15 protein-coding genes are annotated in these 14,310 nt (G+C 66.4%); 6 read left to right on the top strand and 9 right to left on the bottom strand.

Annotation, left to right across the window (positions count from 1 at the left end; translation table 11 throughout):
• The first annotated feature begins 46 nt into the window (after positions 1-46).
• Together hutI and FCE95_RS06475 are read left to right on the top strand one after the other, a co-directional pair.
• Positions 47-1,285 carry an imidazolonepropionase gene (gene hutI, locus FCE95_RS06470; RefSeq protein WP_137266116.1) on the top strand — a complete coding sequence of 413 codons (1,239 nt, stop codon included), beginning with the start codon at positions 47-49 and terminating at the stop codon, positions 1,283-1,285.
• 29 nt (positions 1,286-1,314) lie between these two features.
• A complete protein-coding gene (locus FCE95_RS06475) occupies positions 1,315-2,505 on the top strand; it encodes a dipeptidase (protein WP_137266117.1) in 1,191 nt (396 codons plus the stop codon).
• A gap of 100 nt (positions 2,506-2,605) precedes the next feature.
• Here FCE95_RS06475 and FCE95_RS06480 read toward each other — a convergent pair whose 3' ends face one another.
• The 3 genes from FCE95_RS06480 to FCE95_RS06490 form a co-directional block, all read right to left on the bottom strand.
• On the bottom strand, positions 2,606-2,962 hold the full coding sequence (locus FCE95_RS06480; RefSeq protein WP_137266118.1) for a hypothetical protein: 357 nt from the start codon (positions 2,960-2,962) through the stop codon (positions 2,606-2,608).
• A 104-nt stretch (positions 2,963-3,066) separates the two neighbouring features.
• Entirely contained in the window at positions 3,067-3,273 is a 207-nt protein-coding gene (locus FCE95_RS06485; protein WP_317616481.1) for a 30S ribosomal protein THX, read from the bottom strand.
• 60 nt (positions 3,274-3,333) lie between these two features.
• Positions 3,334-3,741: a MerC domain-containing protein gene (locus FCE95_RS06490; protein ID WP_137266120.1), complete on the bottom strand. Its 408-nt coding sequence runs from the start codon at positions 3,739-3,741 to the stop codon at positions 3,334-3,336.
• Positions 3,742-3,814: 73 nt separating this feature from the next.
• Here FCE95_RS06490 and FCE95_RS06495 point away from each other — a divergent pair, with 73 nt between their 5' ends.
• Complete coding sequence (locus FCE95_RS06495) at positions 3,815-5,824, top strand: TonB-dependent receptor (protein WP_223266799.1); 2,010 nt, start codon at positions 3,815-3,817, stop codon at positions 5,822-5,824.
• A 36-nt stretch (positions 5,825-5,860) separates the two neighbouring features.
• Here FCE95_RS06495 and FCE95_RS17220 read toward each other — a convergent pair whose 3' ends face one another.
• Entirely contained in the window at positions 5,861-6,031 is a 171-nt protein-coding gene (locus FCE95_RS17220) for a hypothetical protein (RefSeq protein ID WP_223266800.1), read from the bottom strand.
• Between the two features lie 75 nt (positions 6,032-6,106).
• Here FCE95_RS17220 and FCE95_RS06500 point away from each other — a divergent pair, with 75 nt between their 5' ends.
• Together FCE95_RS06500 and FCE95_RS06505 are read left to right on the top strand one after the other, a co-directional pair.
• Positions 6,107-6,550 carry a MarR family winged helix-turn-helix transcriptional regulator gene (locus FCE95_RS06500; RefSeq protein WP_137266122.1) on the top strand — a complete coding sequence of 148 codons (444 nt, stop codon included), beginning with the start codon at positions 6,107-6,109 and terminating at the stop codon, positions 6,548-6,550.
• Positions 6,547-7,791, top strand: a complete 1,245-nt coding sequence (locus FCE95_RS06505; protein WP_137266123.1) for an MFS transporter — start codon at positions 6,547-6,549, stop codon at positions 7,789-7,791. Before FCE95_RS06500 ends, FCE95_RS06505 begins: the two co-directional genes overlap by 4 nt.
• A gap of 111 nt (positions 7,792-7,902) precedes the next feature.
• Here the strand turns inward: FCE95_RS06505 and FCE95_RS06510 are convergent, their stop codons facing one another.
• Both FCE95_RS06510 and gltX read right to left on the bottom strand, forming a co-directional pair.
• Positions 7,903-8,391 carry a transcriptional repressor gene (locus FCE95_RS06510; protein WP_137266124.1) on the bottom strand — a complete coding sequence of 163 codons (489 nt, stop codon included), beginning with the start codon at positions 8,389-8,391 and terminating at the stop codon, positions 7,903-7,905.
• A gap of 31 nt (positions 8,392-8,422) precedes the next feature.
• Positions 8,423-9,838, bottom strand: a complete 1,416-nt coding sequence (gltX, locus tag FCE95_RS06515) for a glutamate--tRNA ligase (protein ID WP_137266125.1) — start codon at positions 9,836-9,838, stop codon at positions 8,423-8,425.
• Positions 9,839-10,000: 162 nt separating this feature from the next.
• Between gltX and lpxH the strand changes: the two genes are divergently transcribed.
• Positions 10,001-10,720, top strand: coding sequence for a UDP-2,3-diacylglucosamine diphosphatase (gene lpxH / locus FCE95_RS06520; protein ID WP_137266126.1), 720 nt, complete (start codon positions 10,001-10,003; stop codon positions 10,718-10,720).
• Positions 10,721-10,860: 140 nt separating this feature from the next.
• Here the strand turns inward: lpxH and FCE95_RS06525 are convergent, their stop codons facing one another.
• From FCE95_RS06525 to FCE95_RS06535, 3 genes are all read right to left on the bottom strand, one after another.
• Positions 10,861-11,661, bottom strand: coding sequence for a ferritin-like domain-containing protein (locus FCE95_RS06525; protein WP_137266127.1), 801 nt, complete (start codon positions 11,659-11,661; stop codon positions 10,861-10,863).
• Between the two features lie 115 nt (positions 11,662-11,776).
• Entirely contained in the window at positions 11,777-13,249 is a 1,473-nt protein-coding gene (gene purF / locus FCE95_RS06530) for an amidophosphoribosyltransferase (protein WP_137266128.1), read from the bottom strand.
• Positions 13,250-13,289: 40 nt separating this feature from the next.
• The gene (locus tag FCE95_RS06535; RefSeq protein ID WP_137266129.1) at positions 13,290-14,291 is read right to left on the bottom strand and encodes an SPOR domain-containing protein; all 1,002 of its coding nucleotides are present in this window, start codon (positions 14,289-14,291) and stop codon (positions 13,290-13,292) included.
• Between the last annotated feature and the right edge of the window lie 19 nt (positions 14,292-14,310).

Genomic DNA, 14,310 nt, shown 5'->3' on the forward strand with positions numbered 1-14,310 from the left:
CGATACAGCGAGCCCAATAGCCCAGCGGCGCGGCTACAATCGGTAAATGCCTTCCGTCGCCGATACGCCCTGGGATGGACTGATCGTCGGCGCGAGCCTGGCGACGCTGGACGCGGACGCCGGTTATGGCGGCATCGAAGACGGCGCGATCGGCTGGCGGGACGGCATCTTGGCCTACGTCGGCCCGCGCGCTGCCCTGCCCGGCGATCCGGCCGCGTTGGCCCGGCAAACCATCGACGCGGGCGGCGGCTGGATCACGCCCGCCCTGATCGACTGCCACACCCATCTGGTCTTCGCCGGCGACCGCGCCGGCGAATTCGAACAGCGCCTGCAGGGCGCCAGCTACGAGCAGATCGCGCGCGCCGGCGGCGGCATCGTTTCCACGGTGCGCGCCACCCGCGCCGCGGACGAGGCGGAATTGTTGGCGCAATCGCTGCCCAGGGCCCGCGCTTTGCTGGCCGACGGCGTGGCCACGATCGAAATCAAATCCGGTTACGGCCTGGATTACGACAACGAACGCAAGATGCTGCGCGTGGCGCGCCGGATCGGCGAAGCACTCGGCATCGGCGTACGCACCACCTTCCTGGGCGCGCATGCGTTGCCGCCGGAGTTCGCCGGCAATCCCGATGGCTACATCGACCGAGTCTGCGAATGGCTGCCGCGGCTGCACGCGGAAGGCCTGGTCGATGCGGTGGATGCGTTCTGCGAGCGGATCGGCTTCGATGCGGCGCAAACGCGGCGCGTGTTCGAAGCCGCGCGCGCGCTGGGATTGCCGGTGAAGCTGCACGCCGACCAGCTCAGCGACGGCGACGGCGCCGCGCTGGTGGCCGAATTCGGCGGCCTGTCCGCCGACCACGTCGAACATACTTCGGTCGGCGGCGTGCGCGCGATGGCCGAGCACGGCACCGTGGCGGTGCTGCTGCCGGGCGCCTTCCACGTGCTGCGCGAAACGAAATTGCCGCCGCTGGACGAATTCCGCGCCCGCCACGTGCCCATGGCCGTGGCGACCGACTGCAATCCCGGCACTTCGCCGCTGCAGTCGCTGCGATTGGCGATGGCGCTGGCCTGCACCCATTTCAAGTTGACGCCGGAAGAAGCGCTGCGCGGCGCGACCGTGCACGCCGCGCGGGCGCTCGGATTGCACGATCGCGGCGCGCTGCGCGCCGGCATGCGCGCGGATTTCGCGCATTGGGCGATCGCGCAGCCCGCCGAGCTTTGCTATTGGCTGGGGGGAAATTCGCTCCGGTCCGTCTACATCGGTGGGAATCGAGCCCACTCCCTTTGAATTCGTCCGACCGTTTTCCGGAGAACACGATGCGCCCGACCGTCCTAGCCGCCGCTCTCTTGCTCGCCGCTCCCGCTTTCGCCGCCGACGACGCGGCGAACAAGCTCGCCCAGGACGCGATCATCGTCGACACGCACATCGATGCGCCCGGCGGATTGATGAGCCATTGGGCCGAACTCGGCAAAGATGCGGCGAAGTTCGAGTTCGATTATCCGAAAGCGCGCAAGGGCGGCTTGGACGTGGCCTTCATGTCGATCTACACCTCCGCCAAACAGGACGGCGAAGGCACCGCCTGGCAGACGGCGAACGAGATGATCGATGCGGTCGAGGCGCTGGCCGCACGCAACCCCGACAAGTTCGCGCTGCTGCGCTCGCCCCAGGATGTCGACAAGCTGCGCCAAGGCGGACGCGTGCTGCTGCCGCTGGGCATGGAAAACGGCGCGCCGATCGGCGACGACCTGTCGCAACTGAAGTTCTTCTTCGACCGCGGCGTGCGCTACATCACCCTCGCCCACAGCGCGGCGAACCGGATCGCCGATTCGTCCTACGGCATCGAACGCAAATGGCACGGGCTGAGCCCGTTCGGCAAGCGAGTCGTCGCCGAAATGAACCGGCTCGGCATCATGGTCGATGTTTCGCATATCTCCGACGAATCGGCGAAGGAGACGATCGCCCTGAGCAAGACGCCGGTGATCGCCAGCCATTCCGCGTTCCGGCATTTCACCCCGGATTTCGAGCGCAATATCAGCGACGAGCTGGCCAAGGCCGTCGCCGCGAAGGGCGGCGTGGTGCAGATCCCGTTCGGCACCGCCTTCGTCGACCCGAAAGGCGCCGCGAACACGCAAGCGCATTTCCGCGCGATCAACGAATTCAACAAGCGCAACGCCGAGTTGAAAGCGGCGGGCAAGCCGCTGGAAAGCGAGGACGAATTCGACAAGGCCTGGGCCGAGGCGCATCCGCCGCCGCAGACCAAGATCGACGCGGTGCTGGACCAGATCGACTACGCGGTGAAGCTGATCGGCGTGGACCACGTCGGCGTCGGCTCGGACTTCGACGGCGTCGACGGCGAATTGCCTGACGGACTGCGCACCGTCGCGGACTATCCGAACTTCGTGGCGGGCCTGCAGGCGCGCGGTTACAAGGATGCGGACATCCGCAAGATCCTGGGCGGCAATCTGTTGCGGGTTTGGACTGCCGTAGAAGCCGCCGCTACGCGCTAACCGCTTTATTGTAGGAGCGGCTTCAGCCGCGAGCTCCGCCCGCTGGCGATCCGAAAGGAGAGCTCGCGGCTGAAGCCGCTCCCGCATAAGCCATGGAACCCTATTGCTTCGCCGCGGCTTCCGGCGTCACGCTGCGCTGCACCTTGCCGTCGGCATCCAGGAATTCGATTTTCGCCGCGCCGTCGGCCGCGACCTGCAGGCGCAGACGCGTCCTGCCCTTGTCGTCCTTGAGCGTGACCATCGAACTGCGCTCGGCGTTCTTGCCGATGAACAGGCGTTGTTGCCCGTAATATCCGCTTTCGTAACGTTCCTTCATCAATTTCTCGCGGTCGGGCGCCGCCATCGCGTCCAGCTTGGCGGTCTCTTCCAGGTCTTGCACGATCGGACGGAGGGGACGGTCGTTGACGATCATGCCCGCCCGTTCTTTGCCGTCCTCCTGGACGCCGAGCAACTGCACCACCTGATCGTGCTCGGCGAGGCCGCATCGCGCATGAAGTGCCGGTCGTCATCATGAAAAAGCCCCGCTCAAAGCGGGGCTTTTTTCGAAACGTCGCGGGACGCTTATTCCGGCTTGACGGCCTTCTTCGCCACGGCCTTCTTCGCCGGAGCCTTGGCCACGCTCTTGGTCGCGGTCTTCTTCGCGGCGGGCGCCGCGCCGGTGCCGGCGGCCTTGGCGGTGGCGTGCGAACGCGCGTTGCCGTAGCTGGAGTTATAGCGCTTGCCCTTGGCGGTCTTGCGGTCGCCCTTGCCCATCGTCTTGCTCCTGATCTCGTTGGTTTCGCGTGCGCCGGACGCGGCGCAAGCCGCAAATCCTAGCACGCGGCGCCCTCAGGCGCTTTCCGCAGCGGCGCTCGCGGCGTGGGTCAGGCGCAGATTGACGAAATGCGCGGCGGCCAGCATCAGGCCGCCGACCGTCATCAGCACGGCATGAGTCAGGTCGTGGTGGTGCAAGGGGCTGAACGTCGCCAGCCAGACCAGGGCCAGCGCCGGCAACAACAGCGCCCATGCGCGGAAGACGCGATGGCGGCGGTAGCCCAGGGTCAGCGTGGTGGCCGCGAGCAACGTGGCGAAGATCACGAAGGCCTGGTCCAGGTCGATCCAGCCGCTGATGTTCAGGCCGAAGGCCGGCAGCAGGGCGACCAGGATCGGCAATAAGGCGCAGTGGATCGCGCACAGAAAGGAGGCGGCGAAGCCGAAGCGGTCAGCGCGGTGTAAAGCGGATTGGGGACTGGACATGACTTTTGAGGGATGGCGCCGGTTTTGAAACATTATAACATCCTAATCCTGGCCCATCCAACCGACTCTAATGATGACCAAGTCTTTGTTGCGCCGCACCCCGCTCTTTTTGGCCCTGGTCCTGGCTTCCGCCCCAGTTTGGGCCGCCGATCCGCCGACGCCCGCCCAAGACAAGGCCCGCCATGAAGACAAGGCCACCGAACTGGACGCGGTCGTGGTCACCGCCAGCCCGCTGCGCGGCGGCGTCGAGGACCTGGCCAAACCGGTCGAAGTACTGTCGGGCGAACGTCTGGACGAGGTGCGCGGCGCCACCCTGGGCGAGACCGTGAACAGCTTGCCGGGCGTGCAAACCTCCAATTTCGGCGCCGGCGTGGGCCGTCCGATCATCCGCGGCCTAGACGGCGCCCGGGTCAGCATCCTCTCCGGCGGCCTGCAAACCCAGGACGTATCGACCGTGAGCCAGGACCATGCGCCGGCGGTGGAATCCTTCCTCGCCGACCAGATCGAAGTGCTGAAAGGGCCGTCCACCCTGCTCTACGGCTCCGGCGCGATCGGCGGCGTGGTCAACGTGGTCGACGGCCGCATTCCCGAATCGCCGCCGGACGACGGCGCCAGCGGCCGCGCCGAGGCGCGCTACGACAGCGTCAGCCAGGGCTTCACCGAGATGGCGCGCGTCGATGTCGGCAACGACCGCTTCGCATTCCACTTCGACGGCGTGTACCGCGACAACGACGATTACAAAACGCCAGACGGAACGCAGCTCAACAGCTTCCTCAAAACCAAGACCGGCGCCGTCGGTGGATCGCTGTTCGGCGATTGGGGCTTCGTCGGTTTCGCCCGTTCGCGCTACCACGACACTTACGGCAATCCCGGCGAACCCGGCAATCCGGAAGAAGGCGAGCTGGGCGTGCACTTGGACATGAAGCAGAACCGCAACGAGCTGAAGGGCGGCATCAACCATCTGTTCTCGGATAACGGTACGCTGCGCTTCAGCGTGGCCGACACCGATTACGAGCATATCGAATTCGAAGGCGCGGACGTGGGCACGCGTTTCCTGAAAACCGCGACCGAAGGCCGCGCGGAATACGCGCTGACCGGCTTGGGCGGTTGGGATCTGGCCTTCGGCGGTCAGGCGTCGAACAGCGAATTCGAAGCGATCGGCGAAGAAGCCTTCGTGCCGCGCGTGCAGACCCACGGCCGCGGCATTTTCGGCGTGGCCAAGCGCAAGTGGGATGCCTTCCAACTGGATTTCGGCGCGCGCGTCGACGACGTGCGCAGCGATCCGGCCGACGCCGCGGCGCGCGACTTCAAGCCGGTCAGCGCCTCGATCGGCGGCATTTGGCACTTCGCCAAGGATTGGGATCTGACCGCAAACCTCGATCGCGCCGAACGCGCGCCGGCCGAGGAGGAACTGTTCGCGAACGGGCCGCACATCGCCACGGCTTCGTTCGAAATCGGCAACCCGAACCTCACCGAAGAAGCGGCCAACCAGCTCGAATTCGGCCTGCACTACCACGGCGATCGGATCCAGGCGAAGCTCGCGGCTTATTACAACCGCTTCGACGACTACATTTTCCTCGTCGATACCGGCGAAATCGTCGCCGGCGAGGAAGAAGACCTGCCGGTGCGGCAATGGTCGCAGGCCGATGCGCGCTTCCGCGGCTTCGAAGGCGAAGCGACGTTCAAATTCGCCGACAACTGGAACCTGCGCGTGTTCGGCGACACGGTGCGGGCGACCTTCGCCGAGGGCGGCGGCAACGTGCCGCGGATCGCGCCGTCGCGCGCCGGCGCGGACCTGCAATGGCAGCAGGAAGGCTGGCGCGCATCGCTCGGCGCGGTGCGCTACGCCAAGCAGGACAAGGTCGCCATCAACGAAACCCCGACCGACGGCTACACCCTGGTCAATGCGCACGTCGCCTACCACTGGGACATGGGCAACGACGACTACAGCAGCGGCTGGGAAATTTTCTTGGACGGCAGCAACCTCACCGACGAGACCGCGCGCGTGCACACCTCTTTCCTGAAGGACAAGGTCGTGCTTCCCGGCCGCGGCGTCAGCGCAGGGTTGCGCGTGTTCTTCTGATCTTCCCCCCGCCGCAGCGGCTCCGGTGCCGTGACCTCATGCACGCCCGGAGTCGTTGCGGATCTTTCGAACCGGCTTCGGCCGGTTTTCTTTTTTGCTTTTGTAGAGTCGAGCCTGCTCGACTGCCCTTTTTCCCAGAAGCGACGCCGGATGGAAATCAAAGCAGTCGAGCAAGCTCGACTCTACGGCCGCGACGTGCCGTTCCATAACTGCAACCGAGCAGGCTTGCATCCGCCGAAGATATAAGTGTATATACACCTATCTCACGCCGCCTGCACGGAAATGGCCCATCCACCCCCGTCCGCTCCGACTTGCACCTGCTTCCGCCTGCGCAAGCTCAGCCGGTTGATGTCGCAACGCTACGACCGCCGTCTGGCCGAGGCCGGACTCAACATCAACCAATACTCACTGCTGCGCCGTGCCGAAGGAGAGCCGCGCGGCATCGGCGAGTTGGCCAAGAAAATGGGCATGGACCGCACCACCCTCACCCGCGACCTGAAGCCGCTGATCGCTTCCGGGTGGATCGCCGTGGCCACGGGCCAAGATGCGCGCCGCCGCGTCGTCACCGTCACCGCGGCCGGCAAACGCGCGGCGGAAAAAGCCAGACCGTTGTGGCTGCAGGCGCAGCAAGAGATCGAAAACGCGATCGGCGACGCCGCCACCCAACGTTTGCATGCCCAACTCGACGCCGCCCTGCTCCGGCTACAAGCGGAGAACGGCCGATGAATACCGCATCGCAGAGCAAAACGAATGCGTGGCCGCTGATCCTCGCCGCGGCGGCGATGCTGATGATCACCATGGGCGTGCGCCAATCGCTGGGCCTGTTCGTCAAGCCGATCGGCGCCAGCACCGGACTGAGCATCGTCGACATCAGCTTCGCGCTGGCGATCGGGCAATTCGTCTGGGGCGCGGTGCAGCCGTTGTTTGGCGCTTTAGCCGATCAGCGCGGCGCCGGACGGGTGCTCGTCGCGGGCGGCATCCTGTTGGCGGCGGGCATGGCGCTGACGCCCGTGTTCGGTTCGTCGTGGGGCTTGCTGCTCACCCTCGGCGTGCTCTCGGCGGCAGGCGCGGGCGCGGGCAGTTTCTCGATCCTGATCGGCGCCACCGCGCGGCGCATCCCCGCCGAAAAGCGCTCGATGGCCGCCGGCGTGATCAACGCAGGCGGCTCGTTCGGCCAATTCCTGTTCGCGCCGTTCGCGCAAGCGGTGATCAGCGCCGCGGGCTGGGTCGCCGGCATGTGGGCGCTGGCCGCGGCCGCATTGGCGACCTTGCCGCTGGCTTGGCCGTTGCGCAGCCGGCGTGCGGCGCCCGAGGCGGCCGCGCCCGCCGTCGCGAACGCGGCGACGCCCGCCGACATCGGCTTGCGCGAACAACTGCGCATCGCAGCGCGCGACCGCAGCTATTGGCTGCTGCATCTGGGCTTCTTCACCTGCGGCTTCCACATCGCCTTCCTGGTGACGCATTTGCCCAGCGAAATCGCGTTGTGCGGCTTGCCGGAAAGCGTGTCCGCCACCGCATTGGCGCTGATCGGCCTGTTCAACGTCGGCGGCAGCTTGGCCGCGGGCTGGCTGGGACAACGCTACCGGATGAAATCGCTGCTGGCGCTGATGTACGCCAGCCGTGCGGCGATGATCGCGTTGTACCTGGTCTCCCCGCCCACGCCGATCGTGTTCTACGTCTTCGCCGCGGGCCTGGGACTGACTTGGCTGGCGACCGTGCCGCCGACCGCGGGCTTGGTCGGCAAGCTGTTCGGACCGCGCTATCTCGGCACGCTGTTCGGACTGACCTTGTTCTCGCACCAGATCGGCGGTTTCTTCGGCGCCTGGGTCGGCGGGTTGGTGATTTCCCGTTTCGGCGATTACACCTGGATGTGGTATGCCGACATCGCGCTGGCGCTGATCGCAGCGGCGGCGAATCTGCCGATTCGGGAAACGCGGATCGTGCGCAGCGCTGTTGCGCCCGCGTGATGGCTTTTCGTAGGAGCGGCTTCAGCCGCGAGCTCTTTGCGGCAAATCGCGAGTTTGGTCGGAGTTTGCAGGAAAAAGCTCGCGGCTGAAGCCGCTCCTACAAAAGCAGCCTTACGCGGCTCGCGCGCAATCGGCGCAGAGGCCGTGCACTTCCAAAGTTTGCGCTTGCGGCATGAAGCCCAGTGCGCGGGCGCGCTCGTCCAGCTGCGCGACGACGCGCTCGTCTTCCAATTCGACCGCGTTATGGCAACGGTCGCAGATCAGGAACGGCACCGAATGCTGCGCCGTGCTCGGATGGTGGCAGGCGACGAAGGCATTGACCGATTCGAGTTTGTGGATGAAGCCGTTGGCGAGCAGGAAATCCAACGCGCGGTACACGGTGGGCGGCGCGGCTGCGCCGGCGCCTTCGCCGTTGCGGACCTGATCGAGCAGGTCGTAGGCCTTGATCGGGCGGCCGCCGTCGGCGATCAGACCCAGTACTCGCGCGCGGATCGGGGTCAGGCGCAGGCCGCGTTCGTGGCAGGCGCGCTCGACCGCGCGCACGAAGCCGGAAGCGTCGTGGACGTGGTGTTTGGGGTCGGTGCAAGCGTGCTCGGCCATGGTCAGATGATGGTGCCGCACGCGCCCGGACTCAAGCCGGCAGCCGTTTCAGGGCCTGATCGATGCGTTCCAGCGCCTGCGCCTGCCCCGCCAAATACACGGTATGCGAGATATCCGGACTCACCTGGGTCCCGGTGATCGCCACCCGCAGCGGCTGCGCGATCTTGCCCATGCCGATGCCCAAGGCTTCGGCGGTTTCGTGCAATGCGGCGGAAACCGTTTCCGCGGTCCAGGAACTCAGCTTCGACAGTCGATCGCGCGCCTCGGCCAGCGGCATGCCCGCGGCTGCGGTGAGATGTTTGGCGACCGCGGCATCGTCGTATTGCTCCAACGGCCGGTACCAAACCGCGGCGCGCGCCGCCATTTCCTTCAGCGTCTGCACGCGGTCGCGCAAAGCGACGACCACGTCGGCCGGCTTCGGGCCCGAAGCCAAATCGTAGCCTTCGTTGAGCAGATGCCATTCCAGGTGCTTGGCGACGTCGTTCGGATCGTCGTTCTTCAAGTATTGCTGGTTCAACCAGCCGAGCTTGGCCGGATCCAGGCGCGAAGCCTTGGCGTTGACGTCCTTCAGGTCGAACAAGCGCTGCATCTCTTCGATGCTGAAGATTTCCTGGTCGCCGTGCGACCAGCCCAGCCGCACCAGGTAATTCAGCAGCGCATGCGGCAGATAGCCCTCGTCGCGATACTGCATCACGTCGGCGGCACCGGTGCGCTTGGACAATTTCGCGCCATCCGGGTCCAGGATCATCGGCAAATGCGCGAAATACGGCACCGGCGCGCCCAATGCCCGGTAGATGTTGATCTGGCGCGGGGTGTTGTTGACGTGGTCGTCGCCGCGCACCACGTCGGTGATCCGCATGTCCAGATCGTCGACCACCACCGCGAAGTTGTAGGTGGGATAGCCGTCGGAGCGGAAGATCACCAAATCGTCGAGCTCGTCGTTGCTCCACTCGATGCGGCCTTTGACCTTGTCGTCGAACACGACCGTGCCGCCTTGCGGGTTCTTGAAGCGGATCACCCGGTTCGGATCGTCGCGGTGCGCCTCATCGAAGCCGGGCTCGTTGCGGTCGCGATAGGCGCCGTTGTAACGCGGCTTCTCGCCGGCGGCGATCATCGCCTCGCGCGCCGCTTCGAGTTCTTCCTTGGTCTCGTAAGCGTAATAGGCGTGGCCGGAAGCGACCAGTTGCTCGGCGACTTCGCGATAGCGATCCAGGCGGTGGGTCTGATAGATCGGACCCTCGTCGTAGTCCAGGCCCAGCCAATCCATCGCTTGCAGGATCGCGTCGATCGCGGCCTGGGTGCTGCGCTCGCGGTCGGTGTCCTCGATCCGCAGGATGAACTGGCCGCCGCGGCGGCGCGCCTCCAGCCAGCAATACAGCGCCGTGCGGGCGCCGCCGATGTGCAGGTAGCCGGTGGGACTGGGCGCGAAGCGGGTGCGGCAGGTCATGCGGGCGTCTGGAAACGGGAAGGCCTGCATTTTAGCGGACCCGCCGCCGCCTCGCTTTGTGAGAGCGGCTTCAGCCGCGAGCTCTTCCGTTCCAGAGTGCGGAAGGAACTCGCGGCTGAAGCCGCTCCCACAAGAGCAGAGGCTCGGCTCTACAATGCGGGGATGACGACGTTGTTCATCTCCGACCTCCACCTCGACCCCGCGCGCCCCGACATCACCCGCCTCTTCGGCGAATTCGTCGACGGCGAGGCCCGCAGCGCCGATGCGCTCTACATCCTCGGCGATTTGTTCGAAGCCTGGGTCGGCGACGACGATCCTTCCGAAGCCGGCGCCTTCGTAGCGCAGAAGCTGCGCGCGCTCGCGGATGCCGGCGTGCCGGTGAGCTTCATCCGCGGCAACCGCGATTTCCTGGTCGGCGACGATTTCGCGCGCCGCGCCGGCATGGCGATCCTGCCGGATCCGGCCGTAGTGATGCTGTACGGAAAGCCGACGCTGCTGATGCACGGCGACCTGCTTTGCACCGACGATGTGGCCTACCAGCAATTCCGCGCGCAGACCCGCGATCCGGCCTGGCAGGCGCAATTCCTGACGCAGCCTTTGGTCGCACGCCTGGCGTTCGCCGAGAAGGCGCGCGCCGCCAGCAAGGCGCGCGCGGGCGAACTGCGCGATGCGGGCACGATGGAAACCATCACCGACGTGTCGCCGGCCACAGTGGCCGAAGCCTTCAAGCGTTATGGCATTGACACGCTGATCCACGGCCATACGCATCGGCCGGCGGTGCATGAGGCCAACGGCAACACGCGGATCGTGCTCGGGGATTGGTATGAACAAGGATCGGTGCTGCGGGTGACCGCCGAAGGCGCGAAGCTGTCGGCTTTGTAGAGCGGGGCTTGCTCCGCTGCTCTTGCTTTTCGCAGGAGCGGCTTTAGCCGCGAGCTCTCTTCTTCAAATCGCGGCATTGCGAGTATTTGATGGAGAAAGCTCGTGGCTAAAGCCGCTCCCACAAAAAAGCCGGGCTCGGGTTATGCGCTTAATTGCTGCAGCGCTTTCAATTCTTCTTCGCCGAAACCCGCCGCGCTGCGGGCTTCGAGATTGAACGGCCCATGCAGCACCGCGCGCGCATACTCCGCGAGCAACTCGCGGAAACGCGGTTCCGGCTCCACGCCGGCGCGCTCGCAGAACCAACGAAACCAGCGCGATCCGGCCGCGACGTGCGCCACTTCCTCGCGCAAGATGATTTCCAGGATGCCGGCCGTGGCGTCGTCGGCCAGCGCGCGCAGTTTCTCGATCATCCCCGGCGTCACGTCCAAGCCGCGCGCCTCGAGCACGCGCGGCACCAGCGCCATCCGCGCCAGGCCGTCGTGCGCGGTCTTTTCGGCCATTTCCCACAGACCGTTGTGGGCGTCGAAATCGCCGTAATCGCGGCCCAATTCGTTCAGGCGCCCGCGCAGCAGGACGAAATGGCGCGCTTCGTCGTTCGCCACGCTCACCCAGTCCGCGTAGTAAGCGTCCGGCATGCCGCGGAAGCGGTAGACCGCATCCCAGGCCAGGTCGATGGCGTTGAATTCGATGTGCGCGATGGAGTGGACGAAAGCCGCGCGGCCTTCCGGCGTGCCGAAACCGCGTTTGGGCAGATCGCGCGGATGCACCAGCGCCGGCTTGGGCGGGCGGCCGGGCATGCGGATCGGTTCGGGCGGCGGCGCGGTGGGATCGATGTGCAACTCGCCGCTGCGGTACGCCTCCGCCGCGGCGAAAGTACGCGCCACTTTGTCCTCGCACGAGCGCGCGCCCAGACACTCGCGCGCGGCCGCGAATAACGTCATTCCCAATGCCGTCATCCCGGCGAAAGCCGGGATCCAGTGCTATCCGACATGCGTGACGGTCGCGCCGTCCCCCCTGGATCCCGGCTTTCGCCGGGATGACGAGCATGAAGAGGCATCAGGACGCCAAACGCCGCTTCTTCTTCGCCTCGTCCGAACGCAACTGCTGGATGCGTTCGAAGTAACCGGGCTCGATGCCGGTGACGTATTCGCCGCTGAAGCAGGAACTGTCGAATTTGCGGCCCGGGAATTTCGGCCCGGCGACGGCGGCTTCCAGGTCCTTCAGTTCCTGGTAGATCAGCCAATCGCAGCCGAGCAATTCTTCGATCTCCTTTTCGGTGCGGCCGTGCGCGACCAGTTCTTCCGACGAAGGCATGTCGATGCCGTAAATGTTCGGATAGCGCACCGGCGGCGCCGCCGAAGCCAGATAGACCTTGCGCGCCCCGGCGTCGCGCGCCATCTGCACGATCTGCTTGGACGTGGTGCCGCGGACGATGGAATCGTCGACCAGCAGCACGACCCGGTTCTTGAATTCCAGCGGAATCGGGTTGAGCTTGCGCTTCACCGACTTCGCCCGCTCGCCCTGCCCCGGCATGATGAAGGTGCGGCCGACGTAGCGGTTCTTGATGAAGCCCTCGCGGTACTTCACGCCGAGCAGATTGGCGATTTCCAAAGCCGCATCGCGCGAGGTGTCCGGGATCGGGATCACCACGTCGATGTCGTGGTCGGGACGTTGGCGCAGGATCTTCTCGCCCAGGGCCACGCCCATCCGCATCCGCGCTTTATGCACCGAGATCTCGTCCATCATCGAGTCCGGACGGGCGAAATAGACGTATTCGAAGATGCAGGGGAAGTTCTGCGGATCCTGCGCGCAGATCCGGGCGTGAATCTCGCCGCGCGCGGTGACCACGATCGCTTCGCCCGGCGCGACGTCGCGCATGCGCTCGAAGCCGAGGATGTCCAACGCCACCGATTCGGACGCGATCGCGTATTCGATGCCGGCATCGGTATTGCGCCGGCCCAGCACCAGCGGACGGATGCCGTGCGGATCGCGGAACGCCACCAGGCCGAGTCCGAGCACGGTCGCGACCACCGCATAGCCGCCTTTGGCGCGACGGTTGACGCCTTCGATGGCGCGGAACACGGAATCGGGGGTCAGCGCCTTCTGCGTGTCGAGCTCGTGAGCGAACACGTTCAGCAGCACTTCCGAATCGGATTCGGTATTGACGTTGCGCCGATCTTGTTCGAACACCTCGCGGCGCAGCGCGTCGGTGTTCACCAGATTGCCGTTGTGCGCGAGCGCGATGCCGTACGGCGAATTGACGTAGAACGGCTGCGCCTCGTCGCTGCCTTCGCTGCCGGCGGTCGGATAGCGGCAGTGGGCGATGCCCACCCGCCCTTCCAACAGCGCCATCGCCTTGGCGTCGAACACGTCGCGCACCAGGCCGTTGCCCTTGTGCACGCGCAGCTGCGTGCCGTTGGCGGTGGCGATGCCCGCGGCGTCCTGGCCGCGGTGCTGGAGCACGGTCAGGCCGTCGTACAGCGCGGCTGCGACTTCAGTGGTGCCGACGATGCCGACGATGCCGCACATGTTGCTTACTCCGCGCCGCGTCGCAGCGCCAAAAAATCGGTTACGGATGCGGGCGGACGATGCCGTCCATCCCGGTTTTCGCCTTCACTTGCGCCTTGAGCTGGTCGGCCTCGGCGCGGCCGACCACGGGCCCGACTCGGACGCGCGACAACGGGCCCTTGTCGGTCTTCACTTGTTCGACGAAAGCGCTGAAGCCGGCCGCGCGCAAACGATCGCGCAAGGCGTTGGCGTCCGCAGGCTTGCTGAAGGCCGCCAGCTGCACCGCGAAGCCCGTGCCGCTGGCCGCAGACTTCGCCGGCGCGGGCGCCTGGACGGTAGATGGGGGCGCAGGCTTGGTTTCAACAGCCGGCTTGGGAGCGGCGGGCTTGGTTTCGGCGGGTTTGGGCGCGGCGGCGATCGGCTCGGCATCGAGCACGACCACGCTGCCGCGCAAACCCTGCGGCAATTCTTGCGCACGCAGGCGCGCGGCTTCCGCATCCGGACGCGTGGCATAGGGGCCGACCCGGATGCGGTAACCGCTGCGTCCGTTCACCGTGGCCGGTTCGCTGTACGCGGGGAGCTTCGCTTGCTTGAGCGCGCGCACCGCGCCTTCGGCATTGGCCGCGCTGGCGAAGCTGCCGAGATTCACGGCGTAATCGCCGCCGGCCGCAGGCGCCGGCAAAGAAGCGGCGGGCGCCGGCGCTTCGGCCGGCAGAGCGGCCGGGGCCGACACGCCGCCCTCGCCCAAAGGCACGGGCTGGCTGGCGGATGCGGTTGCGGCCGGCGCCGTCGTTGCGGGCTGCGGACGGGCCGGATCGGCCGCGTCGGGCGACGCCGAGGATGGAGTCATGCCCACGGCGCCGCCTTCGGGCGCTTCGGCGGGCGTCACTAGGGGCAATTCGCGGGTTTCGTATTGGCCTGCCGGCGCATTGGGCATCGTCAGCGGCACATCGGCCACGCCGCTGTCCGGCGCCGGTCCTTGGATCAGCATCGGCAGGAAGATCACCGCCAGCGCGATCAGGATCACTGCGCCCCACAGGCGCTGTTTCAGGGCAGGTTCCATCGGGGCTCGGGGGGCACGG

Source organism: Luteimonas gilva (assembly GCF_005239095.1).
Taxonomy (GTDB): domain Bacteria; phylum Pseudomonadota; class Gammaproteobacteria; order Xanthomonadales; family Xanthomonadaceae; genus Luteimonas_C; species Luteimonas_C gilva.

What these genes read in the sequence shown, in the direction of transcription:
- hutI (WP_137266116.1), top strand. Translation starts at nt 47, where the DNA reads ATGCCTTCCGTCGCCGATACGCCCTGGGATGGACTGATCGTCGGCGCG.
- FCE95_RS06475 (WP_137266117.1), top strand. Translation starts at nt 1,315, where the DNA reads ATGCGCCCGACCGTCCTAGCCGCCGCTCTCTTGCTCGCCGCTCCCGCT.
- FCE95_RS06490 (WP_137266120.1), bottom strand. Translation starts at nt 3,741, where the DNA reads ATGTCCAGTCCCCAATCCGCTTTACACCGCGCTGACCGCTTCGGCTTC.
- FCE95_RS06495 (WP_223266799.1), top strand. Translation starts at nt 3,815, where the DNA reads ATGACCAAGTCTTTGTTGCGCCGCACCCCGCTCTTTTTGGCCCTGGTC.
- FCE95_RS17220 (WP_223266800.1), bottom strand. Translation starts at nt 6,031, where the DNA reads ATGGAACGGCACGTCGCGGCCGTAGAGTCGAGCTTGCTCGACTGCTTT.
- FCE95_RS06500 (WP_137266122.1), top strand. Translation starts at nt 6,107, where the DNA reads ATGGCCCATCCACCCCCGTCCGCTCCGACTTGCACCTGCTTCCGCCTG.
- FCE95_RS06505 (WP_137266123.1), top strand. Translation starts at nt 6,547, where the DNA reads ATGAATACCGCATCGCAGAGCAAAACGAATGCGTGGCCGCTGATCCTC.
- FCE95_RS06510 (WP_137266124.1), bottom strand. Translation starts at nt 8,391, where the DNA reads ATGGCCGAGCACGCTTGCACCGACCCCAAACACCACGTCCACGACGCT.
- gltX (WP_137266125.1), bottom strand. Translation starts at nt 9,838, where the DNA reads ATGACCTGCCGCACCCGCTTCGCGCCCAGTCCCACCGGCTACCTGCAC.
- lpxH (WP_137266126.1), top strand. Translation starts at nt 10,001, where the DNA reads ATGACGACGTTGTTCATCTCCGACCTCCACCTCGACCCCGCGCGCCCC.
- FCE95_RS06525 (WP_137266127.1), bottom strand. Translation starts at nt 11,661, where the DNA reads ATGACGTTATTCGCGGCCGCGCGCGAGTGTCTGGGCGCGCGCTCGTGC.
- purF (WP_137266128.1), bottom strand. Translation starts at nt 13,249, where the DNA reads ATGTGCGGCATCGTCGGCATCGTCGGCACCACTGAAGTCGCAGCCGCG.
- FCE95_RS06535 (WP_137266129.1), bottom strand. Translation starts at nt 14,291, where the DNA reads ATGGAACCTGCCCTGAAACAGCGCCTGTGGGGCGCAGTGATCCTGATC.